Source organism: Neobacillus sp. PS3-12, assembly GCF_030915385.1.
GTDB lineage: Bacteria > Bacillota > Bacilli > Bacillales > Cytobacillaceae > JAEVLT01.
Genome location: NZ_CP133268.1, coordinates 347,100 through 369,501 on the forward strand (window position 1 = coordinate 347,100; position 22,402 = coordinate 369,501).

Annotated in this window: 12 protein-coding genes, 3 rRNA genes and 1 pseudogene; 4 read left to right on the plus strand and 12 right to left on the minus strand. The window is 42.0% G+C overall.

The annotated features are described in order from the left end of the window. Positions 1 to 8: 8 nt before the first annotated feature. Genes RCG17_RS01890 through RCG17_RS01900 form a run of 3 tightly spaced genes read right to left on the minus strand, consistent with a single transcriptional unit; the run spans position 9 to position 4,966 of the window. On the minus strand, positions 9 to 509 hold the full coding sequence (locus RCG17_RS01890) for an acetone carboxylase subunit gamma (RefSeq protein ID WP_308173603.1): 501 nt from the start codon (positions 507 to 509) through the stop codon (positions 9 to 11). A gap of 23 nt (positions 510 to 532) precedes the next feature. Continuing rightward, a complete protein-coding gene (locus RCG17_RS01895) occupies positions 533 to 2,800 on the minus strand; it encodes a hydantoinase B/oxoprolinase family protein (protein ID WP_308173604.1) in 2,268 nt (755 codons plus the stop codon). An 18-nt stretch (positions 2,801 to 2,818) separates the two neighbouring features. Then, a complete protein-coding gene (locus tag RCG17_RS01900) occupies positions 2,819 to 4,966 on the minus strand; it encodes a hydantoinase/oxoprolinase family protein (protein ID WP_308173605.1) in 2,148 nt (715 codons plus the stop codon). Positions 4,967 to 5,235: 269 nt separating this feature from the next. On the opposite strand from RCG17_RS01900, the gene RCG17_RS01905 reads away from it, so the two are divergent. Then, the gene (locus RCG17_RS01905) at positions 5,236 to 7,128 is read left to right on the plus strand and encodes a sigma-54-dependent Fis family transcriptional regulator (protein ID WP_308173606.1); all 1,893 of its coding nucleotides are present in this window, start codon (positions 5,236 to 5,238) and stop codon (positions 7,126 to 7,128) included. Positions 7,129 to 7,150: 22 nt separating this feature from the next. Beyond that, a pseudogene (locus RCG17_RS01910) lies at positions 7,151 to 7,213 on the plus strand (hypothetical protein); the annotation flags it as partial. A 61-nt stretch (positions 7,214 to 7,274) separates the two neighbouring features. Here RCG17_RS01910 and RCG17_RS01915 read toward each other — a convergent pair. The 4 genes from RCG17_RS01915 to RCG17_RS01930 are packed head-to-tail and all read right to left on the minus strand — an operon-like array spanning position 7,275 to position 11,062. Beyond that, entirely contained in the window at positions 7,275 to 8,654 is a 1,380-nt protein-coding gene (locus tag RCG17_RS01915; RefSeq protein ID WP_308173607.1) for a sensor histidine kinase, read from the minus strand. Beyond that, the gene (locus RCG17_RS01920) at positions 8,654 to 9,331 is read right to left on the minus strand and encodes a response regulator transcription factor (RefSeq protein ID WP_308173608.1); all 678 of its coding nucleotides are present in this window, start codon (positions 9,329 to 9,331) and stop codon (positions 8,654 to 8,656) included. The genes RCG17_RS01915 and RCG17_RS01920 overlap by 1 nt, the downstream gene beginning before the upstream one ends. 11 nt (positions 9,332 to 9,342) lie before the next feature. Further along, complete coding sequence (locus RCG17_RS01925) at positions 9,343 to 10,026, minus strand: ABC transporter ATP-binding protein (protein ID WP_308173609.1); 684 nt, start codon at positions 10,024 to 10,026, stop codon at positions 9,343 to 9,345. A 1-nt stretch (position 10,027) separates the two neighbouring features. Continuing rightward, the gene (locus tag RCG17_RS01930) at positions 10,028 to 11,062 is read right to left on the minus strand and encodes an ABC transporter permease (RefSeq protein WP_308173610.1); all 1,035 of its coding nucleotides are present in this window, start codon (positions 11,060 to 11,062) and stop codon (positions 10,028 to 10,030) included. Between the two features lie 176 nt (positions 11,063 to 11,238). Here RCG17_RS01930 and RCG17_RS01935 point away from each other — a divergent pair, with 176 nt between their 5' ends. Beyond that, on the plus strand, positions 11,239 to 12,261 hold the full coding sequence (locus RCG17_RS01935) for a DUF3231 family protein (protein WP_308173611.1): 1,023 nt from the start codon (positions 11,239 to 11,241) through the stop codon (positions 12,259 to 12,261). Between the two features lie 172 nt (positions 12,262 to 12,433). Continuing rightward, complete coding sequence (locus RCG17_RS01940; protein ID WP_308173612.1) at positions 12,434 to 13,069, plus strand: pentapeptide repeat-containing protein; 636 nt, start codon at positions 12,434 to 12,436, stop codon at positions 13,067 to 13,069. 45 nt (positions 13,070 to 13,114) lie between these two features. Here RCG17_RS01940 and rrf read toward each other — a convergent pair. From rrf to RCG17_RS01965, 5 genes are all read right to left on the minus strand, one after another. After that, positions 13,115 to 13,231, minus strand: a 5S ribosomal RNA gene (rrf, locus tag RCG17_RS01945). A 74-nt stretch (positions 13,232 to 13,305) separates the two neighbouring features. Beyond that, positions 13,306 to 16,243, minus strand: a 23S ribosomal RNA gene (locus RCG17_RS01950). Between the two features lie 194 nt (positions 16,244 to 16,437). Then, a 16S ribosomal RNA gene (locus tag RCG17_RS01955) occupies positions 16,438 to 17,987 on the minus strand. Together the 16S, 23S and 5S rRNA genes form the textbook arrangement of a ribosomal RNA operon. 405 nt (positions 17,988 to 18,392) lie before the next feature. Further along, entirely contained in the window at positions 18,393 to 19,142 is a 750-nt protein-coding gene (locus RCG17_RS01960) for a hypothetical protein (protein WP_308173613.1), read from the minus strand. A gap of 253 nt (positions 19,143 to 19,395) precedes the next feature. Continuing rightward, positions 19,396 to 22,386, minus strand: a complete 2,991-nt coding sequence (locus tag RCG17_RS01965; RefSeq protein WP_308173614.1) for a hypothetical protein — start codon at positions 22,384 to 22,386, stop codon at positions 19,396 to 19,398. Positions 22,387 to 22,402: the final 16 nt, after the last annotated feature.

Consider the following 22,402-nt stretch of genomic DNA (forward strand, 5'->3'; position numbering starts at 1 on the left):
GACTACTGTTATTTTACAACAGGAAGCTTGCGCCCTAACCACTCTTGATAAAATGTATCAATATCCGGTTCAAAATCCTTTAAGATCGGGTACCAAGGAGTAACGGCTTCTACTTCTAATTGAGCGGCACACTCTGGGCAGTAATACTCACGGATCACTTGCCAATCTGTGTCCGGTGCCAGCATTTTTGGATAAAGTTCAACCATTTTTTCTTCCGAATCCCGTACATGAATCAGTGCGTGCATCTTCCAATTGTCTTTCGCATCACAAAATTCATGGCCACAATCACATTTTACAATTCGGTCTCCATTTTTCTTCAGCACAATGTAGAGATGCAAGCCTGCAGGAAGCAGAATCGGATCATTCCATGGTACTCTTTCCTGAAGGATGCTGATATATTTTTCAAATCGATCGGCGTCTTTAAAATTGGATAACATATCTTTTAATTTATAAAAATCAATTGTCCCATCCACTAATTCTTCAATCGTTTTGCGATCGTATTGTGTCATGTTTTCACCCCATTCACTGTCTTTTATGATCTTTTGATTTTCGCCCCGAATACTGGAACACCTAATTCATCTTCGGTTAACTTCCACTCTTCAGGTAAATTCCAGAACTCTTTAAATTCGTTCGCAAAGGATTCACTTAAAGCAAAACTGCCCGCATACATATGTTGAACTTGAACAGATGCTTCCTTCTTTTGAATCCTTTCTCTTTCCTGCTCCATCCATTTCGAAACTGGAACGCCGCGCTTTAGACGATCTTTTCGAATTTGTTTACGCTCTTGCTCTGTTGCAGCTTCATCGACCATATATTTTCCTTTTTCATTTTTGCTGATCACAGCACCATAAACTTTTTCCGCATAACGCTGCAAAATATGGCCTTCATTTAAGTCATCTTCGATCATTTTCGGCCTACGCTCAAGCGGATCCCCGAATCCTGGGCCCCCACGAAGGTAGTTCAAATACAGATCATAGTTATCAAAAATGGTTTCGGTCGTAATCGATTGCTTGTCACGAATAATCTCATTCGCATCCATGAGCTTTTCGTATTCAGGATGATCAGGATCAATGTCTCCGCCAGTTGGAATTGGCAGCATTTTTTCAATCCGCTCTTTCAGGTTTGTTTTATGTGCTTCAAAACGATAACCTGATGCTGCCGGATATCCACCCATCAAGCCGCAGTCACTTGACATAAATCCATTACCCATAAAGAACATCGTCCAGTCCTTCGCTCCATATACCATTCGAAGCGTTTCATAGCCACTGCCCCCGCGGTATTTTCCATACCCTGCTGTATTCGGTTTAATGCTTCTTCCCAAATAAAGCAGCGGTTCGGCCAATTCCCAAATTTCCATATCCCCCATGTCGCCCTCAGGGTTCCAAATTGCCGCTGCGTGGCTGATGCCGTCTTTTACAGCACTTGCCCCAACACCTTCAGCGGCTGATTCAAAGCTGTTAACAGCATGATTTTCATTAAATTGATTGTAACCGCCGCCCTGCAGCCAGTTGGAAGTGTTCGCATTTCCTGCATTGACCTCCTCCAGATAGCCACGGGCAAAATAATTGCGGCTCAAGGCCCGCCACAATGGACTCCATGCTGACACAAGGAAATGCCAGGCATAGCTGTGGGCTGTTCGAATATCATCCGGATTCAGCCATGAACCATATGGAAGGTCAAATTGGCTTGCATACAAAGCACCATCATTGACGCGATCGTTCGGGATTAATGTTTGCGACATCATGACCCAAATTCCACTTGTTATCGCAACAGGCGTAGCATTGTAACTGTGCCATCCCCAACGGTTAACTCCTTCAAAGTCAATCTCAAATTTTCCATCCTTGTGAATCGTCATTTCAGTTGGCGCATGCATGATCGTATTAACACGGGCATACGGCGGTACTTCCAAATTCTCATACGGAACGTCAACAAATGAAACCTGACGATATTTCCCTGGAATCAGCAATGTTTTTACTTGATTCACAAATCCGCGGCGGCCATCCTCAATCACTTCACGAACAAAGTGCTTATAAGTGTCTGGACCTTCTTCCTTAATAATATCGAGGACAAGATCTCTGATCATATGACAGCCTGCAATTCGGGTCCGTTCATCCAAGAGCCAGTATTTGGTTGTACGGACTGAGCGCTGACTTTCAATCAGCCAATCCTTAAACAAGGTATCCTTTTTACCAATTTTGCGGCATGCCACTTGGTAGCCATCATCGTAGCGGCTGACCGGACCAACCGTCATACTGCCTGGTGCTGTTGCCCCCACATCAATAACATGGGTGACACCGCCAACCCAGCCAAGTAGTTCCCCTTCATGAAAAATTGGCACAATCGTATGGACATCACATGGATGTACATTCCCAATTTGACAGTCATTGTTGCAGAAAATATCTCCATCTTCAATTCCAGGATTATCTTCGTAATCGTTTTGAATCATGTATTTAATCGCTGAGCCCATTGTACCTACATGAATGATAATACCTGTAGACGTAACAACTGAATCAGCTTCAGGAGTATAGAGCGTAAAACATAATTCACCTTCTTGTTCGACAATCGGTGAAGCAGCAACCTTCTTTGCCGTTTCGCGAGCATGGACGACCCCGCCACGCAGTTTGGAAAAGATTTTTTCATAGCGAATTGGATCTGTTTCCTTTAATGGCAATGTACTTAAGCCTGCGTAATGACCCGTTCTTTTGCTGACCTCCGTCATTTCCTGCCGCATTTGCTTAAGGGTTTTTCCGTCCCAGCCGATATTTTTACGACCTTCAAGCTCTTTTTGAATCATACTCATATTTGTTTACCTCCTTTATCATGAAAGTTCTTTTAAATGGAAGATTCGGTGCCCATCGAGAGTTGCTTCAAAGCCAGGTGGAATGACAAAGGTGGTTGCCGGAGATTCTAAAATGGCAAATGCACTGATTTTATTACCCGGTAACAATTTTTCCATTTCCCAAATATTAGCCTTAATCCATTCCCCTTTCCAGTAAACATCTCGTTGTCCCAAGAAAGCATCTCCCGGCGGTTTTTCACCTACTAATGGCTCTTCAGAAATACGTGGTTTTGCTACTTCTACTACCCCACGGATGATCGCTCCAGTAATGCTGTAGCCCAATTCAGGTGATGTTGCAGCCTTCGCATAAATTCTTGTATACGTTTCTTCAAAAGATTCTACTAGCGACTCCCAATCACTGACACTCCTAAACGCACTGATTGGTGCTTCAATTTCAAGGTCGTTTAACTGTCCTTGATACTGCATTCTAAAATAGAGGCGGAAGTCCACATCTTCTCTCTGGAACTGGTTTTTCTCAAACTCCACGGCGACTTTTTCCATTAACTCGTCCCAAGCATCCTGGAGCTCTTTTCCCGCTTTTAACTTACTTTCATCTCCTGCATCGGGATCGACATTGAGATCAAGCGTCTTATCATAGCGGTATTCAAAATCTGCCGCTCCGCAGCCAAAGGCAGAAAATCCTGCAGCCCATGCTGGTACCATTACATCTTCGAATCCAAGCGCTTTTGTATAGCCTGCTGTATGGAGCGGTCCTCCGCCGCCGTATGAGAAGCATACGTATTGTGAAGGAGAATAGCCTTTCCCCAGAATCATCGATTCAAGGTAATTGCGCAGCTGTGATTCAAGGAGATCAATGACGCCATATGCAGCATCTTCCACGCTTAAACCAAGCGGTTCGGCAACCTGTTTCTTTACTGCCTCATAAGCACGCTTCGGATCGAGCTTCACTTCTCCGCCAAGGAAGTTATTCGGATTGATTAAACCTAAGACGACATGACAATCAGATACTGTAACCGTGTCGATTCCGCCATCAGGGTAGCAAACACCGACTCTGGACCCTGCACTGTCAGGACCCAATGTTAATGATTTAAAGTTAGGATCAATTCTGACAAAGCTACCAGCTCCTGCACCGACAGTATCCATCGCCACAAGTGGTAATGACAAGACAAGTCTTGCCATATCAGGGCTGGTATTAATGCTTAAATCACCTTGTGTAATGAGAGCCATATCAAAGCTCGTTCCCCCGATATCGGAGCAGGCGATATTACGAATTCCCAGGTGTTCCCCAAGATATTTCGCACCAATAACACCGCCAATTGGTCCGGAAACAAGTGTTCTTGCAAGTTCGTTTGCCTTTGTACTAATCGTTCCCCCATGACTCGCCATGACGCGGAGATCAAAATCTGCTCCATGGTCTTGCAGCATGCTATCGATTTTTGATAACGTCTCACGAGATGGATCTGCGGCATAAGCTTCAATAATCGTTGTATTGGTACGATGGGTTTCTTTTCTGACAGGATAGTAATCGACTGAGGCAAATACAGGGATGTCTTTCCCGGCCTTTTTGATGACTTCCTTGGCAAGATCGCGGATCTTCCGCTCATGTACAGGAAACTTATACGAATGGAGTAAACTAATGACAATGGCTTCAACATCCTGCTCCAGTAATTCGGAAACAGCAGGTTCAATTTCATGTTCATAGAGCGGAATGACAACGTTTCCGAATAAATCGACACGTTCGGTTATTCCTTTTGTACACTCCCTCGAAACAAGCGGCGGATCAAAACGATGGGTATTTAAATGCAAACGGTCCGAATACGAATAGCCAAGGTATGCCTGAATGGCCCGACCCATGCGGTGGAAATCTTCCATCCCTTTATTGACAATTAAGCCAACTTTACGTCCATTTCGGGATACAAGACGATTTAGCATCGCCGTTCCGGAATAGACACCAGCCAATAGCTTTGGAAACTCGTCTTCAACTGTTGTTCCCCAATAGGTGAGGGCATCTCTTGCAGAGTTCAGCAGACCGATCGATTCGTCATGCGGCGTCGATTGTGCTTTACCTACTACAAAATCCCCGTTGTCATCGATAATAAAGGTATCGGTCATTGTTCCTCCCGCATCAATTGCGAGAATTTGCGCTTTTCTTGCTGAAATTGTCATTGCGATCTCCCCTTTCTTATTAAATGAATTTTTAGTCCACGCTTTATTACAATGCAAGTCCTGTGCCAACTTGAAAAAGTCTAAAATATCAGTCAGAAAATCGTTCATCTGTAGCATATCGCTACAGGTGTAGCGCTCCAAAATATCATCGATACAATACAATTGGACAAATTTAGGTACAGAGGCCTTTTCTTTTTTAAAAAACAAATGCTAAAATATATTCAATAATCCAAATATTCAAATTAATGTTTCGATTTTGGGAGGAAACGATGAGAAATCCTTATGTGTCTATCTTTTCTACGCAAAACTTGACTGAGAAAACAAATGAACTAACAACCCTATGGGAATTGTTTGTGACAAACTCTTTCTCTAAAAATCTCTCGGTTCAGATGCGCCAAAGTGTTCTAGATTCCTGGAATCGATGCCTGAGCGCTGGTGTGAATCCAACACAACTACAAACCAACTCGGCTTTAGCAGAAGCTGATTTAAAGCAAATTTTAAAGGAATCTGAACTCTATCAAGTCGCAAAACCAATCATCGATGATTTTTTTGCCAAATTATCTGGTACAGGCTATTTAGCCACATTGACTGATCAAAATGGCCGTATCCTTTACCTGAAAGGCGATCATCAGGTCCTTTCAGAAGCAGAAAAAATGAATTTTTCTCTTGGGATGGATTGGAGTGAACAAGCAGCAGGCACGAACGCGATTGGAACAAGTATTGCTACGGGGACGCCGATTCAAATTTTCTCTGCTGAACATTTTTGCCAAGGATGTCATCCATGGACATGCTCGTCTGCCCCCATTACACATCCTTTTACAAAAGAAATCATCGGCGCAATCGATTTTACGGGATTAAGGGGCAGTGCCCAGCCACATACGTTAGGAATTGCCATCTCCATTGCCCATGTCATTGAAAAACAGTTGAATCAAATCTATTTCAAATTTCATCAATATTTAACAGAATCATTTTTTAAAGCGATCAATAGATGGAAAACAGAACAAATACTGATCCTGAATCCATCCTTTTTTGTTGTGCAGAAAAGCGAAAAACTTGTAAACGCTTTCAGTCTTTCGGAAGGAATCAATCTGCTGGATCATTCTGATTTTCTTCCGTTAAAAAAGGAATTTATCAAGTTATCAACTTCTCCAAACTATCACTTTACGAATAGAAATATTGCTATCAATGATTTTCATGTAGTCATGATTGAGCGGATCATTTTGATGGGAAGGGTTGCCGGCTACATACTTATCTTTCATGAGCAAAAAAAGAAGATTCTCTCCTCGCCGTTTACTTTTTCAAATGAAGCTCCATGGAATCAGGTCATTGGCAAATCAGAAGTATTTCTGCAATCTTTATACAAGGGTTACAAAGCAGCATTTTCGAATGTTCCGATTCTTCTTCTCGGTGAGAGCGGAACAGGGAAAGAGAAAATTGCCAAAACAATTCATAATGCGAGCCCAAGAGCGGATAAGCCTTTTATCGCCATTAACGCAGGAGCAATCCCAAAGGAATTGATCGGCAGTGAATTATTCGGATATGAGAGTGGAACTTTCACTGGAGCAGCCAAAGGAGGAAAAAAAGGAAAGTTTGAGGAAGCAGACGGGGGAACCTTGTTTTTAGATGAAATTGGCGAAATGCCGCTTGACCTGCAGGTGCATCTTTTAAGGGTTCTCCAAGAAAAAGAAGTAACAAGACTTGGCGGGTCAAAAGCCATTTCAGTGAATACGAGAATTATTGCCGCCACGAATAAAAACTTATATAAACTATGTAAACAAGGCCTTTTTAGGGAAGATTTGTTTTTCAGATTGAATGTTGTAACGGTTAATATCCCTCGCTTGAATGAACGAAAAGAAGATCTACCACTTCTTACTGATTATTTTTTGAAGCAATTTGCGAAAAAGTACGAAAAAGATGCTTTATCGGTTTCTAATGATGTCCTTTCTTACTTTTTGGAGTATTCCTGGCCCGGCAACATTCGGGAACTGCAAAATGTTCTTGAGCATGCCGTCATTTTCAGTGTTTTCTCAATTATAGAGCTAGCAGACCTTCCCTCCTATTTGCTCGAAAATAATAGTAATATCAGTAGCGAGCCTCCTGCACTGCCATTATTAGCTGCCGAAGAGAGAAAAGTACTGAGTTCGACTTTTAGAGGAAACTAGAGGGAATTTATCTGCTGTTGCCAAAAAAATGAATATCGCCCGCTCAACTCTTTATCGAAAGCTGAAAAAATATCAATTATCGTAAAAATAGCGTCAGGCACTATCAAAAGACCTCTGGCCCATTGATGTTGCCTGACCCTAAAATCTTATTTTTTCGGCAGTTCCACAATAAAAGCAGTTCCTTCATTTTCGATGCTTTTTACGTTAATATGTCCTCCATGCAAATCAACGATCGTTTTGGCAATGGATAATCCAAGGCCTGTCCCATCGACTGTTCTTGTCCGTGCCATGTCTGCACGGTAAAAGCGTTCAAAGATCCGGTCTACTTCTGAATTTTTCATCCCTATACCAGTGTCTGCAAAAGTAACGAGGACTATGTCAGCTCGTTCTTCCATTGAAATCTCAATACTGCCATTCGGCTTGTTATATTTAATCGCATTGGATAAAAGGTTATCCCAAACGGTATTCAGTAAAGATGGATCACCAATTATCTCGATATCCGGCAGGGAGTAACTGAGCATAATTTCTTTTTCACCGACAATCCATTGGTAATTCCGCACTAGCTCTTTCAGTTGCTGGCCTGCATTATATCGTTTTTTCTTCATCATATCCTCATTTCTATCTAACGAGGCCAGCAGCAGCAATTGTTTGGTTAAAGTGGAAAGCCTTCTAATTTCGCCATTTATGGTGGAAACGTATTGAATTCTTTCTTCTTGACTGATGGCTTCACTTTCTAACAAGCTTGTATATCCTTTTATATTCGAAAGCGGTGACTGGATATCATGAGAAATATTGGAGATAAACTCCTTTCTCATCTCATCCATTTGCGACAATTTTTTTGCCATCCACAGAAAACTATGGGAAAGTTCCCCTAATTCATCATGGCGAGTTATCTCCATTTCCACATTAAAATCACCATTTGCCAATGATTTGGTCGCTTTCGTAAGAGTGGAGATCGGTTTTACCAGGTATTTTGTATAAATAAGCACCATGATAATCGTCAAAGTAATCGCGATCACAAAAATCCAGCCGAATAAAATGTGCATCTCATTGAAAAGAAATTTAATATCTGGTCTTATAAAAAGGGCAAAACTACGCCCGTCAGCTTTCAATGGAACACCGATTGTATTTTTAAGCTCATCGGCAAAAAATCCAGTCACAAAGGTTTCCTGCGGAAAAAGAAGCATTCCATGAAAAACACGGCCACCTAGAACATCCTCCTGGATGGAAAGGGGCAAACTTTTATCCCTGAAGGATTTGCCAAAAAAGCTTCTCTTTCCATGTTCATCAACGAGACAAATTTGGTATCCAACCTCAGAAATACTTTTTAAATAATCAGCCAGGCTTATCTGCGGATGCTGCTCAACAAATGAAGCAATATCAAGCGCCACTTTGGTGTTTTTGCTATCATTATAAGGTTTTAGTTTTTGCTGGTAATAAGCATTTGAAAGGATAAACGAGAAGATAAAGCTTATGAACATCATTCCTATTGTCAAGACAACAAATTTTACGTATAGTGTTTTCATCAGCGCTGAGCCTCCAAATAATAGCCAACACCGCGAACTGTTTTAATTTGGAAATCATCTGTAACGCTAGAAAATCGCTCCCTTAATCTTTTGATATGAACATCGACTGTCCGCGCGTCCCCTACATAATCCAGCCCCCAGATTTGTTCTATTAAATGCTCTCTGGAAAATACTTGTTTGGGATTGGAAACGAGATAACATAAAAGCTCAAATTCCTTTAAGGGTAAAAGTAATGTTCGCTTCCCAATATGGACTTCATAGCTTTTTTTATTAATCGTTGTGCCGCCAATGCGCAGCATGGATTCATCCTCCTGATGATCATATCGCCGCAACAAAGCTTTAATACGGAAAATTAATTCCTTTGGTTCAAATGGCTTAATGAGATAATCATCCGTCCCTGCTTGAAATCCTTGTTCCTTGTCCTCAATTTCGCTTTTAGCTGTTAAAAGAATTACGGGAATATCATACTGTCTTCGAATCTCTTTCGTTAATGCATAGCCATCCATATAAGGCATCATTACATCCACTACGGCTAAATGACATGCTTGTTTTTTTAGGATTTCCAGCGCTTCCATGCCGTTTTTTGCCTGGAAGACCTGATAGCCTTGTTTAGATAATTGAATATCTACCAGCTTTAAGATATTGATATCGTCATCAACCATTAAAATATTTGTCATTAATTTTTCTCCTATGCTTTTTGCAAAATCACTCCATCACTCATTTTAACGATTTGATCCGCAAATGTAAGCATTTCTTCATCATGTGATACCAGTAATGTAGCAATGTTTAACGTTTTCGTTAAATTTCTGATTAACGTCATCACATCTCTCGATCTTTTTGAATCCAGACTAGCCGTTGGTTCATCTGCAAAGAGAACTTTTGGTCGATGGATAATGGCTCGGGCAATGGCAACCCGTTGCTTTTCCCCGCCGGAAAGAGAAGCAGGATAGGCCTGTTTCCGATGTTCCATTTCCACCAATTGAAGGATTTTATCAATTTCTTTTTTTTGTTCACATTTCTTTATTTTCGAATTAGACACATCTAGCATAAGCATCAGCTGTTCTTCTACTGTAAGAAACGGAACCAGATGAGCAAATTGAAAGACGAAGCCAAATTCACTAGCGCGGATTTTTCGAACCTGTTCTGAATTCATTTCAGCCAAGTTTTTCCCTTCGAAGATGATCTCTCCATCTGATGCGGGCTGCAGTCCTGCCGCTATCGTAAGGAGTGTACTTTTACCTGATCCCGACGCACCCACTAACGCCGTAACCTCTCCTTCCTTTAAAGAAAGATTCACTCCTTTTAGGATTTCTTCTGTCACTTCACCGTTTGTAAAGGTCTTTCTCACTTTATCCATTGTAAATATCGTCATATTAAACCTCTCCTTGTTGAATGGCTTGTAATGGCTGAACTTTTTTTATCTGAAAACCCGAAAGTGTAGCGCCAATAAATCCGATAATAAAGAAAACCAGTGACAATTGTGCGGTTGTTTCAGGTGTTAAATTAAACGGGATTCCTTTAGGTGCAATCCTGTTAAAAACTTGACTGATGGCAATGGAAATACTAAGTGCCAGGACAGTGATCAACACCATTTGCATCCACATCATTTTAAACAGTGTACTTGTTTTTACACCGATTGCTTTAAGAATGCCAAATAACCCAATTTTTTGGACATTCATCATATAGAAAAAGATGGCAAACAACATTCCACTGATGACCACTAAAAACCAAATTATCATATTAAGGGACAACTGTTCTGCTTTATAACTCGAAATGGTATTTAAGAATTGATTATTCGAAAATGATTGCATTCCAGCAATTGTTGCTGCTGTATCCCCTTTTGGTATGAAAATCAGCTGCATTTCGTTCGTTTGGTAAATTTCTTTATAGTCCTCCATATTGATATAAGCTACAGGTGAATGGCTATATTTATTGTGTCTGACAAAGCCTTTTACAACAAACGTGCCTTTGTATTGATTATTGGTTAAGGTATCTCCGATTTTGATTCCATCATCTTTCAAGGAGCTGTCGAGTACAATCTCTCCTTTTTTTACAGATTGAAACCACTTTGATTTGGTCGCAGTCACAAAGGCAACACTTCTCTGTTTACCATCAGCGCCATTCACAAACCCCATTTGAATGGAAAATGCGGAGGCGTTTTTATGATTATCTAAAATTTTATCTACAATGCTGGGAGCGATTTTTGACAAATTAAAAGTTTGCTCCGCCTCTTTGGTCATATAAAATTGTCCATTTGGTAAGTTTTTTATTAAGGCTGCATTATCTTGCGACAGTCCGTTGGCTAAACCGGATATGATGAACGTTAATAGACTAACGAGAAAAACGATAGATCCTAAAATTAAAAACCTAACTTTATTTTTCTTTATTTCTTTCCATGCGATATTCATCTTTATTCCTCCCATCTCTTTTACATCCCTAGTGTATGATCTGTATATGAACGGAAGATGAACAGGAAATTACATTGGGGATATTGTAAAAGGTTCTTCTGATTTATCTGTATACTTCATTACCTATTCCATAAAATAATCTAAGAATAACAAATGAAAAATTGGAGGTATTTCATTTGGGTATTTTTAAGAAAACCCAAACCAACACTTTAACTGCTGCCGAAGTATCCGCACTTTGGCTTCAGTATATGGGCGATAGTATGGCAGTTTGTGTTTACAAATATTTTCTTAACATCGTTGAAAACAAGGAGATAAAACCGATTTTAGAAGACTCGTTACAGTTATCGGAGAGCCATTTAACAAAGATCACAGAATTCTTAAAAAGTGCTGATTTTCAAATCCCAATAGGATTTGCTGAGAATGACGTGAATATGAAGGCTCCTCGTCTTTTTTCGGATCAATTCTTACTTTTTTACTCCTATATTATGACCATACATGGGTTAACCGCTTATAGCTTAGCGATTACAAACACGGAGCGACAAGACATTCAAAATTATTTTTTTGAGTGTACGGTATCATCTAAAGAGTTGTTCCAAAAAATTGTGGAATTGGCTAAAAACCAGCCAAAATATGCAAGTGTTCCCTCCATTCCTTCACCTCATGGGGCAAAGTTTATGGAATCTCCAGGATTCATTTCTAACTTAATTGGGGATAAAAGACCACTCAATAGTGCGGAAATCAGCACCCTATTCTTTAATTCAACAAAAACAGGATTTATCAGGTCGTTAAGTTTGGCTTTTAGTCAGGTGGCGGAGTTGGAAGAAGTACGTGATTTTATGTTGAAAAACGTTAAATTAGCAGGAAAAGATGCTAAAAGTTTTGACGATATTTTACAAGAGGATCATTTACCAATACCTGAGAAATGGGATGCTGAGATTACTGAGTCTACTGTAAGTCCATTTTCTGACAAGTTGATCATGTTTCACGCAGGGTTTTTAGTAAATGCCGCTCTTACTTATTATGGTGCATCGATAGGCTCCAGCTTTAGATCGGATATTATCTTAAATTATTCTAGAGTATTTACCCACGCTATGGAAGCTGGTGCATTGTCTTACAATCTTATGGTGAAACATGGATGGTTAGAAAAACAGCCAGAAGCAATTGACAGAAAGTCTCTGGCACAGGGTTCTGAACAGTGAAACGGCAAATAATTGTGCGTTGTACCCCCAGTACAACGCCTTTTATTTTTGCATGTTAAATATATTTCAGTTGACAACACGAACAATGCTCATTCAATCTATACTATAGATGAAATAGTGAGTACAAAATACATACTTAAATCAATAATGATTTTTTGAAAAGAGGAATTTTATGAAAATCGATTTACCTAAAGTTGCAGCTGATTTCCCTCCACGGAACTTCTATGATCTCGTTAATGAAGAAGATCCTACTCTGGAAATGTGTAGCATTACCCACTCTGTTTTTGAAAATGAAGTTTTACATAGAGTGCGATTATCAAATGTCGTGCTTAAGAATTGTAGATTTAATCATACGGATTTTGGGAGAACTGATTTTACTGATGTGTGTTTTGAAAACTGCGATTTATCGAATGTCAATTTGAGCAAATCCTCCATTCACAGAGTCGAATTTAAAAACTGTAAATTAGTCGGTGCTAATTTGACTGAATCTAGCTTTGGAAATGTTCGTTTTGACAATTCTTTACTAAACTTGGCGGCATTCGGAAATTCAAAGCTAGAAAAAGTGATATTTCAAGATGTTTCATTGAAAAGCACTGATTTTTACGACTGTAAACTTAAAAATGTTGAATTTCAATTATGTAATCTTGACGGAGCAAACTTTGAACATACGTCGCTAAAAGGAATCGATATTAGTTCTTCAACTTTTGATAAACTTACTGTTTCAATCGAAGATCTAAATGGATGTAAAGTATCGACAAATCAGGCGGTTCAGTTTGCAACTCTTATGGGATTGATCGTTAAAGATTAACAAAACAAAAAGACAACCTATCTCATTAGGTTGTCTTTTTGTTTTGCCTGGCAACGTCCTACTCTCACAGGGACTTTCGTCCCAACTACCATCGGCGCAAAGAAGCTTAACTTCCGTGTTCGGTATGGGAACGGGTGTGACCTTCTTGCCATAATTGCCAGACTTATTGAATTGAGGTTCATTCCCTCAAAACTAGATAATCAAAAAGAAGTGTAAAGAACGAATAATCATTTCTATTGGTTAAGTCCTCGATCGATTAGTATCAGTCAGCTCCACACGTCACCGCGCTTCCACCTCTGACCTATCAACCTGATCATCTTTCAGGGATCTTACTAGCTTGACGCTATGGGAAATCTCATCTCGAGGGGGGCTTCATGCTTAGATGCTTTCAGCACTTATCCCATCCGCACATAGCTACCCAGCGATGCCTTTGGCAAGACAACTGGTACACCAGCGGTGCGTCCATCCCGGTCCTCTCGTACTAAGGACAGCTCCTCTCAAATTTCCTGCGCCCACGACGGATAGGGACCGAACTGTCTCACGACGTTCTGAACCCAGCTCGCGTACCGCTTTAATGGGCGAACAGCCCAACCCTTGGGACCGACTACAGCCCCAGGATGCGATGAGCCGACATCGAGGTGCCAAACCTCCCCGTCGATGTGGACTCTTGGGGGAGATAAGCCTGTTATCCCCAGGGTAGCTTTTATCCGTTGAGCGATGGCCCTTCCATGCGGAACCACCGGATCACTAAGCCCGACTTTCGTCCCTGCTCGACTTGTAGGTCTCGCAGTCAAGCTCCCTTGTGCCTTTACACTCTGCGAATGATTTCCAACCATTCTGAGGGAACCTTTGGGCGCCTCCGTTACTCTTTAGGAGGCGACCGCCCCAGTCAAACTGCCCATCTGACACTGTCTCCCACCCCGATGAGGGGTGCGGGTTAGAATTTCAATACAGCCAGGGTAGTATCCCACCAACGCCTCCACGTAAGCTGACGCTCACGTATCAAAGGCTCCTACCTATCCTGTACAAGCTGTACCAAAATTCAATATCAGGCTACAGTAAAGCTCCATGGGGTCTTTCCGTCCTGTCGCGGGTAACCTGCATCTTCACAGGTACTATAATTTCACCGAGTCTCTCGTTGAGACAGTGTCCAGATCGTTACGCCTTTCGTGCGGGTCGGAACTTACCCGACAAGGAATTTCGCTACCTTAGGACCGTTATAGTTACGGCCGCCGTTTACTGGGGCTTCGATTCAGAGCTTCGCTTTTAGCTAACCCCTCCTCTTAACCTTCCAGCACCGGGCAGGCGTCAGCCCCTATACTTCGCCTTGCGGCTTCGCAGAGACCTGTGTTTTTGCTAAACAGTCGCCTGGACCTATTCACTGCGGCTCTTCAGGGCGATTAACCCCAAAGAGCACCCCTTCTCCCGAAGTTACGGGGTCATTTTGCCGAGTTCCTTAACGAGAGTTCTCTCGCTCACCTTAGGATTCTCTCCTCGCCTACCTGTGTCGGTTTGCGGTACGGGCACCTTTTATCTCGCTAGAGGCTTTTCTTGGCAGTGTGGAATCAGGAACTTCGGTACTCTATTTCCCTCGGCATCACAGCTCAGCCTTCACGGTGAACGGATTTTCCTATTCACCAGCCTAACTGCTTACACGCACATATCCAGCAGTGCGCTTACCCTATCCTCCTGCGTCCCCCCGTTGCTCAAACGATAAAGAGGTGGTACAGGAATATCAACCTGTTATCCATCGCCTACGCCTTTCGGCCTCGGCTTAGGTCCCGACTAACCCTGAGCGGACGAGCCTTCCTCAGGAAACCTTAGGCATTCGGTGGATGAGATTCTCACTCATCTTTCGCTACTCATACCGGCATTCTCACTTCTAAGCGCTCCACCAGTCCTTACGGTCTAGCTTCAACGCCCTTAGAACGCTCTCCTACCGCGGACACCTAATGGTGTCCACCCACAGCTTCGGTGATACGTTTAGCCCCGGTACATTTTCGGCGCAGAGTCACTCGACCAGTGAGCTATTACGCACTCTTTAAATGGTGGCTGCTTCTGAGCCAACATCCTGGTTGTCTAAGCAACTCCACATCCTTTTCCACTTAACGTATACTTTGGGACCTTAGCTGGTGGTCTGGGTTGTTTCCCTTTTGACTACGGATCTTATCACTCGCAGTCTGACTCCCACGGATAAGTCTTTGGCATTCGGAGTTTGTCTGAATTCGGTAACCCGATGAGGGCCCCTAGTCCAAACAGTGCTCTACCTCCAAGACTCTTACAACGTGAGGCTAGCCCTAAAGCTATTTCGGAGAGAACCAGCTATCTCCAAGTTCGATTGGAATTTCTCCGCTACCCACACCTCATCCGCGCACTTTTCAACGTGCGTCGGTTCGGGCCTCCAGTAGGTGTTACCCTACCTTCACCCTGGACATGGGTAGATCACCTGGTTTCGGGTCTACGACCACATACTAAAATCGCCCTATTCAGACTCGCTTTCGCTGCGGCTCCGTTTCATCAACTTAACCTTGCATGGGATCGTAACTCGCCGGTTCATTCTACAAAAGGCACGCCATTACGCAAAAACGCGCTTTGACTACTTGTAGGCACACGGTTTCAGGAACTGTTTCACTCCCCTTCCGGGGTGCTTTTCACCTTTCCCTCACGGTACTGGTTCACTATCGGTCACTAGGGAGTATTTAGCCTTGGGAGATGGTCCTCCCAGCTTCCGACCGGATTTCACGTGTCCGGCCGTACTCAGGATCCACTCAGGAGGGAACGAAGTTTCAACTACAGGGTTTTTACCTTCTATGACGGACCTTTCCAGATCGCTTCATTTACCCCGTTCCTTTGTAACTCCATATAGAGTGTCCTACAACCCCGAAAGGCAAGCCTTTCGGTTTGGGCTGTTCCCATTTCGCTCGCCGCTACTTAGGGAATCGCAATTGCTTTCTCTTCCTCCGGGTACTTAGATGTTTCAGTTCCCCGGGTCTGCCTTCATTATCCTATGTATTCAGATAAAGATACTGCTCCATTACGAGCAGTGGGTTCCCCCATTCGGAAATCTCCGGATCAAAGCTTACTTACAGCTCCCCGAAGCATATCGGTGTTAGTACCGTCCTTCATCGGCTCCTAGTGCCAAGGCATTCACCGTGCGCCCTTTCTAACTTAACCTAAAAGGTTTTTTCTTCTTAATTAATAAGAGAGAAAACTAAAATGGCGATTACTCGGTTCTTTCTTGACTTCTTCTTATACGATTATCTAGTTTTCAAGGAACAAAAATAAACTTTGAGAGAATTATTCCCTCAAAACTAAACAAACAAAATCCGTCGAACAATCTGTGATGTCCGTTAGGACATTTTCCTTAGAAAGGAGGTGATCCAGCCGCACCTTCCGATACGGCTACCTTGTTACGACTTCACCCCAATCATCTGTCCCACCTTAGGCGGCTGGCTCCTTACGGTTACCCCACCGACTTCGGGTGTTACAAACTCTCGTGGTGTGACGGGCGGTGTGTACAAGGCCCGGGAACGTATTCACCGCGGCATGCTGATCCGCGATTACTAGCGATTCCGGCTTCATGTAGGCGAGTTGCAGCCTACAATCCGAACTGAGAATGGTTTTATGGGATTGGCTCCACCTCGCGGTTTCGCTGCCCTTTGTACCATCCATTGTAGCACGTGTGTAGCCCAGGTCATAAGGGGCATGATGATTTGACGTCATCCCCACCTTCCTCCGGTTTGTCACCGGCAGTCACCTTAGAGTGCCCAACTAAATGCTGGCAACTAAGATCAAGGGTTGCGCTCGTTGCGGGACTTAACCCAACATCTCACGACACGAGCTGACGACAACCATGCACCACCTGTCACTCTGTCCCCGCAAAGGGGAACGTCCTATCTCTAGGAGTGTCAGAGGATGTCAAGACCTGGTAAGGTTCTTCGCGTTGCTTCGAATTAAACCACATGCTCCACCGCTTGTGCGGGCCCCCGTCAATTCCTTTGAGTTTCAGCCTTGCGGCCGTACTCCCCAGGCGGAGTGCTTAATGCGTTAGCTGCAGCACTAAAGGGCGGAAACCCTCTAACACTTAGCACTCATCGTTTACGGCGTGGACTACCAGGGTATCTAATCCTGTTTGCTCCCCACGCTTTCGCGCCTCAGCGTCAGTTACAGACCAGAAAGCCGCCTTCGCCACTGGTGTTCCTCCACATCTCTACGCATTTCACCGCTACACGTGGAATTCCGCTTTCCTCTTCTGTACTCAAGTCCCCCAGTTTCCAATGACCCTCCACAGTTGAGCCGTGGGCTTTCACATCAGACTTAAAGGACCGCCTGCGCGCGCTTTACGCCCAATAATTCCGGACAACGCTTGCCACCTACGTATTACCGCGGCTGCTGGCACGTAGTTAGCCGTGGCTTTCTGGTTAGGTACCGTCAAGGTACCGACAGTTACTCCGATACTTGTTCTTCCCTAACAACAGAGTTTTACGACCCGAAGGCCTTCATCACTCACGCGGCGTTGCTCCGTCAGACTTTCGTCCATTGCGGAAGATTCCCTACTGCTGCCTCCCGTAGGAGTCTGGGCCGTGTCTCAGTCCCAGTGTGGCCGATCACCCTCTCAGGTCGGCTACGCATCGTCGCCTTGGTGAGCCGTTACCTCACCAACTAGCTAATGCGCCGCGGGCCCATCTGTAAGTGTCAGCCGAAACCGACTTTCAGCTTCACCTCATGAGAGGTGAAGAATTATCCGGTATTAGCGCCAGACTCCGGTGTTATCCCAGTCTTACAGGCAGGTTGCCCACGTGTTACTCACCCGTCCGCCGCTAACCATCAGGAGCAAGCTCCTAACGACTCGCTCGACTTGCATGTATTAGGCACGCCGCCAGCGTTCGTCCTGAGCCAGGATCAAACTCTCCATTAAAGAGTATGAGTTAGCTCATAAATGTTACGTTGGCTAGTGAAGACTCTCTTCACTATATTTTTATTGTTGACGTTTTTGTTTGTTTAGTTTTCAAAGAACAATAGTTTGTCTTAGCGACATTTATTATCTTATCACACCAATTCGTTGTTGTCAACTTCTACGAAAAATATTTGGTTTTTAATATTTCCGTAGGCTGTTAACGAATCAGCTTTATTACTATAACATCGAATAGTTTTTCCTACAACAGAAAGTTTTTTCCATTTTTATTAAGCCTTCTATAAACATTAATTACGAGGGTTTACTCAATCAAATTGGAGGTACGCTCAACTCTACTAGAATGAAAGAATGCGTACTCCAATTTGAATGACTTTTAGTAAAAACCTAAAACTCTTTTTCGAGAATTTTTCAGCTATATTGAGGATCGTTTTTTTGATTATCTTTGAAGAGAATGCCCTCTATTTGCAGCATAGTAGAGAATACATTGAGGAATATGTCATATGGGGTGTCATTTATTTTTAAATACTTATCATAATGAAAATGAAAACAGTTAGCTATCGCTTCTCTTGCTTCAAAATCAAAATGATAAAAGTCAACAATTGGGAAATACAAGCCATCACCAAGGGGGATTAACAACCCTGCGGCAATTTCTCCTTTTTTGGGAGAGACGGCGAGAGGATCGTACACTATAACATTCAGAGGTTTTTCATCAAGGATATCGATTGCGACAAAAACACGATCATTATATTTATGGCCAATAAAATAAAACTTTGGCACTGCTTTAGCACAAGTTTCAAGCCAGGAAATCAAAATGGGTGTATTCTTCAATCGATCGTTGTTTTTATAAATAAAATCGGAAATACAGCTATTCCAAAAATCTTCATTTGAATCATAAAAAACTTTACACCAAAAGATATTATGCAAAACATCATTCCATTTCTCTTCTCTTACATCATGTTCTGCTGCAAACTCATTTAATAATGGAAGACAAGCATCATAATTGAGCTGTACGACATCAATCATGAAATCCCTAAATACTTCGCTTACCATTATCCTCCTTAGCTCCTCAGAAACAGGATAATGAAGCCGAAATGTTTTTGTGTTAACTGCGGTCTGTTCAAAATCAACCACTTTTTCAACTGATTCTTTCTTCCCCATTTAAACACCTTCCTTTTCCTTAACTTCACACCAATATTCGACATTAATCCCGACTTTCCTCTTTATTGTCGAAATTATTTTTCATGTTCCTTTCAGGAAAAAATGTCATAAAAAGTTCGTCTAATGGTATGACAAATTGATCTTGCTGCTGCAAAAAAGAACTTTTAAAAATAAATCCCCATGCTGTGCTTACGCTGACAACATGGGGGGAAATACTTTGGTCTAATTGGTTAAGATCGCTTAAACTATCTATTTAAAACAACTCCATTTGCTCAGTTTCACCGAGCCGTTCAATAGTTTTCGGTTCATGATCCTGGAAATACGCATGATGAAGCCATTTTTCTTTTGTCATCACTTTTTTGCCAGGATCAGCTGATACCCTTAGGCGACAGCTGTAAATAATCGGAAAATAGTCTTGCAGGAATTTTCCTTCAGCATGTGCTGTCAAGGCAATAATTTGAAATCCCAACTGTTCTGCCACAAAAAACACAGGGCTAAGTACATGTTCACTGGAAGCTTTTCCAAACGGATTATCGAGGATCACCGATCGATTGTGCTTCGTGATCGATTGGATGTGCTTTTTTTTCTCAGCAACATAGTTGAGAATGCCCAGAAAAAGCGTCATGTTCTTGCTCCATTTTTCTCCACCGGACCAAACATTACTCTGTTCCCAGGTATAGGACCGAGTTGTGACTTTATTATCATTGGTCACTTTGCGACAGCTTACCTTCATGACTTCATTATTCATGACCATTTGTAAAAGTTGCTTGGATTGTAGCCACATTTCGATTTCTTTTCGAACTTTTCCGTTATCCTGGTACCCTTGATCATTTAAAAAGCGGTCAGTCTCAAGCTGCTGTAAGATCCATTCAATGTAATCCCGGATGCGCATTTTTCCAACTGTTTCTTCCCATTCGGGAATCGAAACCGTAAAAATTTGCTTCCAATCCTCTCCTACTTTGATTTTTGTTTTTTTCGGAATTTGTTTCAGTTCCTCCACCAGTGTTAACAGATGAGAATGGATTTGGTTGATAAACAGCTCCATTTCTTCATCACTTTTGCGGATATGTTCATTTGCATAGAGGGTACTATTTTCAATACTCTTTAGCATGTTCTTTTTAAAATCAAGAATATCGGCATAGTTTTGTTTCGTTTCTACTCCATTGATGGCCATTTGTTGCAGCTTAATATTGGAAACTTTATTCAAACAAAACTCTCTAAATCTACGTTTTGCCCGATCAATGTCTTTTTGCTCTTCTTCAACTAACACCTTGTGCTCTTTTAATTGATTCGTAATCGATGTGACAAACGGTGTCCGGTTATAGGTAAAGGTCAGCACTTCTTCCGCACTCAAAGAAATGGGTTCAATATTCGGGGCATTGAAATGATGCCCTTCCTCAAATCGGTCCAACCCTTTTTTGGCCTCTTCAAGATCGTTTAATTCTTTGTCAAATCTTGCCAACTCTTGGTCGATGAAGGCTTTTCTTTCTTCTAATTTCTTATTTTCAGAGTCTAATTCCAAGACAATTTCATCCAATGAGTGGTCAAAGGTAAGTATTTCGATCGAAGGAAAATCACGGTTAAATTGCTCTATTTTTGTTTTCCATTTTCCTTCTTGTTTATCCTGTTTAGAACCTTTTTGCTGCACTTCATTGGATAATTGCTCTAATTCGTCTTTCATAGTCGTGATTTGCTCCAACAATGTTTGCAGCAATTGTTTTCCGTCGCCTGGAAATTCCTTTGTTTCATTTATGTCACTATGCTCACTTCGCAATTCATTCATGCGTGAATTCAAAGAATCGATGGAATCAATTGCTGCTTTTTTCTTCGCTAACCATTCTCCCTGGGCAACTGTAATCTCACGGATTTTCATTTCCAGAGTCAGCATTCGATCTTTTATTGTTTTTTTGCTTTCATTTGTATACTTGGGTGTATATGTTTGCAGTGCCAGATATTCTTCATCTTCGTTAAGTAAGCGCTGCTCAGCAGCTAAAAGATTGATCCGCTCCTGTAGATGTTTTCTTTCATCGGTAAAACCAGCCAATTTCCGATTAACTCTTGTCAACGCTTTTGTGACTTGTTCAATCTCTTCCTTTGCTGCTTTTTCTTTTGTTGTTGCTTCTTCAATCTCTTTTTCATATTGAAAATATTGAACTGCTTTTTCGATTTTTCCATTAAGTCCGTTCATTTCATCACGATGAAGACTAATTGTATTCTGATTTGCTTTGACCCTTATTCGTAACTCAGAAATAAAAATTTTTTCCTTTTGAATTTTTCCAGATAGCTCATCGAGTAAACTTGATAGTCTTGTAAAATCCTCTGTTAATTCTGAAGCTTTTTCATAAGAGTAGTCCCTCAAAAATTGATTAAAAGCATTTAAGCCATCTTCCCATTGCTTAATGTCCTGTTCCTTTTGCTCCCGTAGCATTGTTGCTTCTTCTGCGAAGGAGCTTATTTGCTTTTTCCATTCACTAAAGTTGCCAGAGTCTATGTTTTGCTTCCAATGGGCAGGAGAAATCCAATCAGCCATCGACTCTCTGTCATGTACAGATAAGGCTTCTTCCGAAGAGAGAACGGTGATCGGAAATAACAATTGGTCTGCTGCAGATTTTAGCTTTTCGATGACTTTTGGCTTGGAACGATTGGTGGTGACTAATGTAATTGGCCATAAGGGGTAGCTGCCCAGTTCTTCCCTTTTTGCTTCATCCATTCCCTGCAGATATTCTACCCCTGAGATCAAATAATCGAATTGATTTTTCCATGAAAATAGCTGTCCATCCAGGAAAGCGTCACCAAAGAAAATGGATTGGTTTCCATAATCGTCACAAAAACGATGAGCCACCCGTTCCTTGTACAATAGCGTGTTTTTATCATTCTTATATTTTTCAATCGTTTCGATCAGCCTTTTTTGAATTGAATCCTGTGCTAAGTAGATATTTTCAATAGCTGCCCATTGGGATCTTAACAAAGCAAGTCGATCGATCAGGTTCTTTTGTGCATTCTCGATTGCTTTTCGCTCAAATTCAACTTCACTTTTCTGATGCTTGGCTTCAGATTGCGTATTTTTCAGCTTTTCTTCTCTATCTTCCGCTTCCTTTGACTCCTGGTTGAGTTGTTTAACTACACTTTGAAGACGGATGATTTCTTCATCAAGAAATTGCGTCCTACTGATCCATTTTTCATACTCCTCTTTCACCTGTTCCTGGTCAGGATTGGCAAGCAATTGTTGTTTCAGTTTCTCCAAGTCATTTGTACGTGAA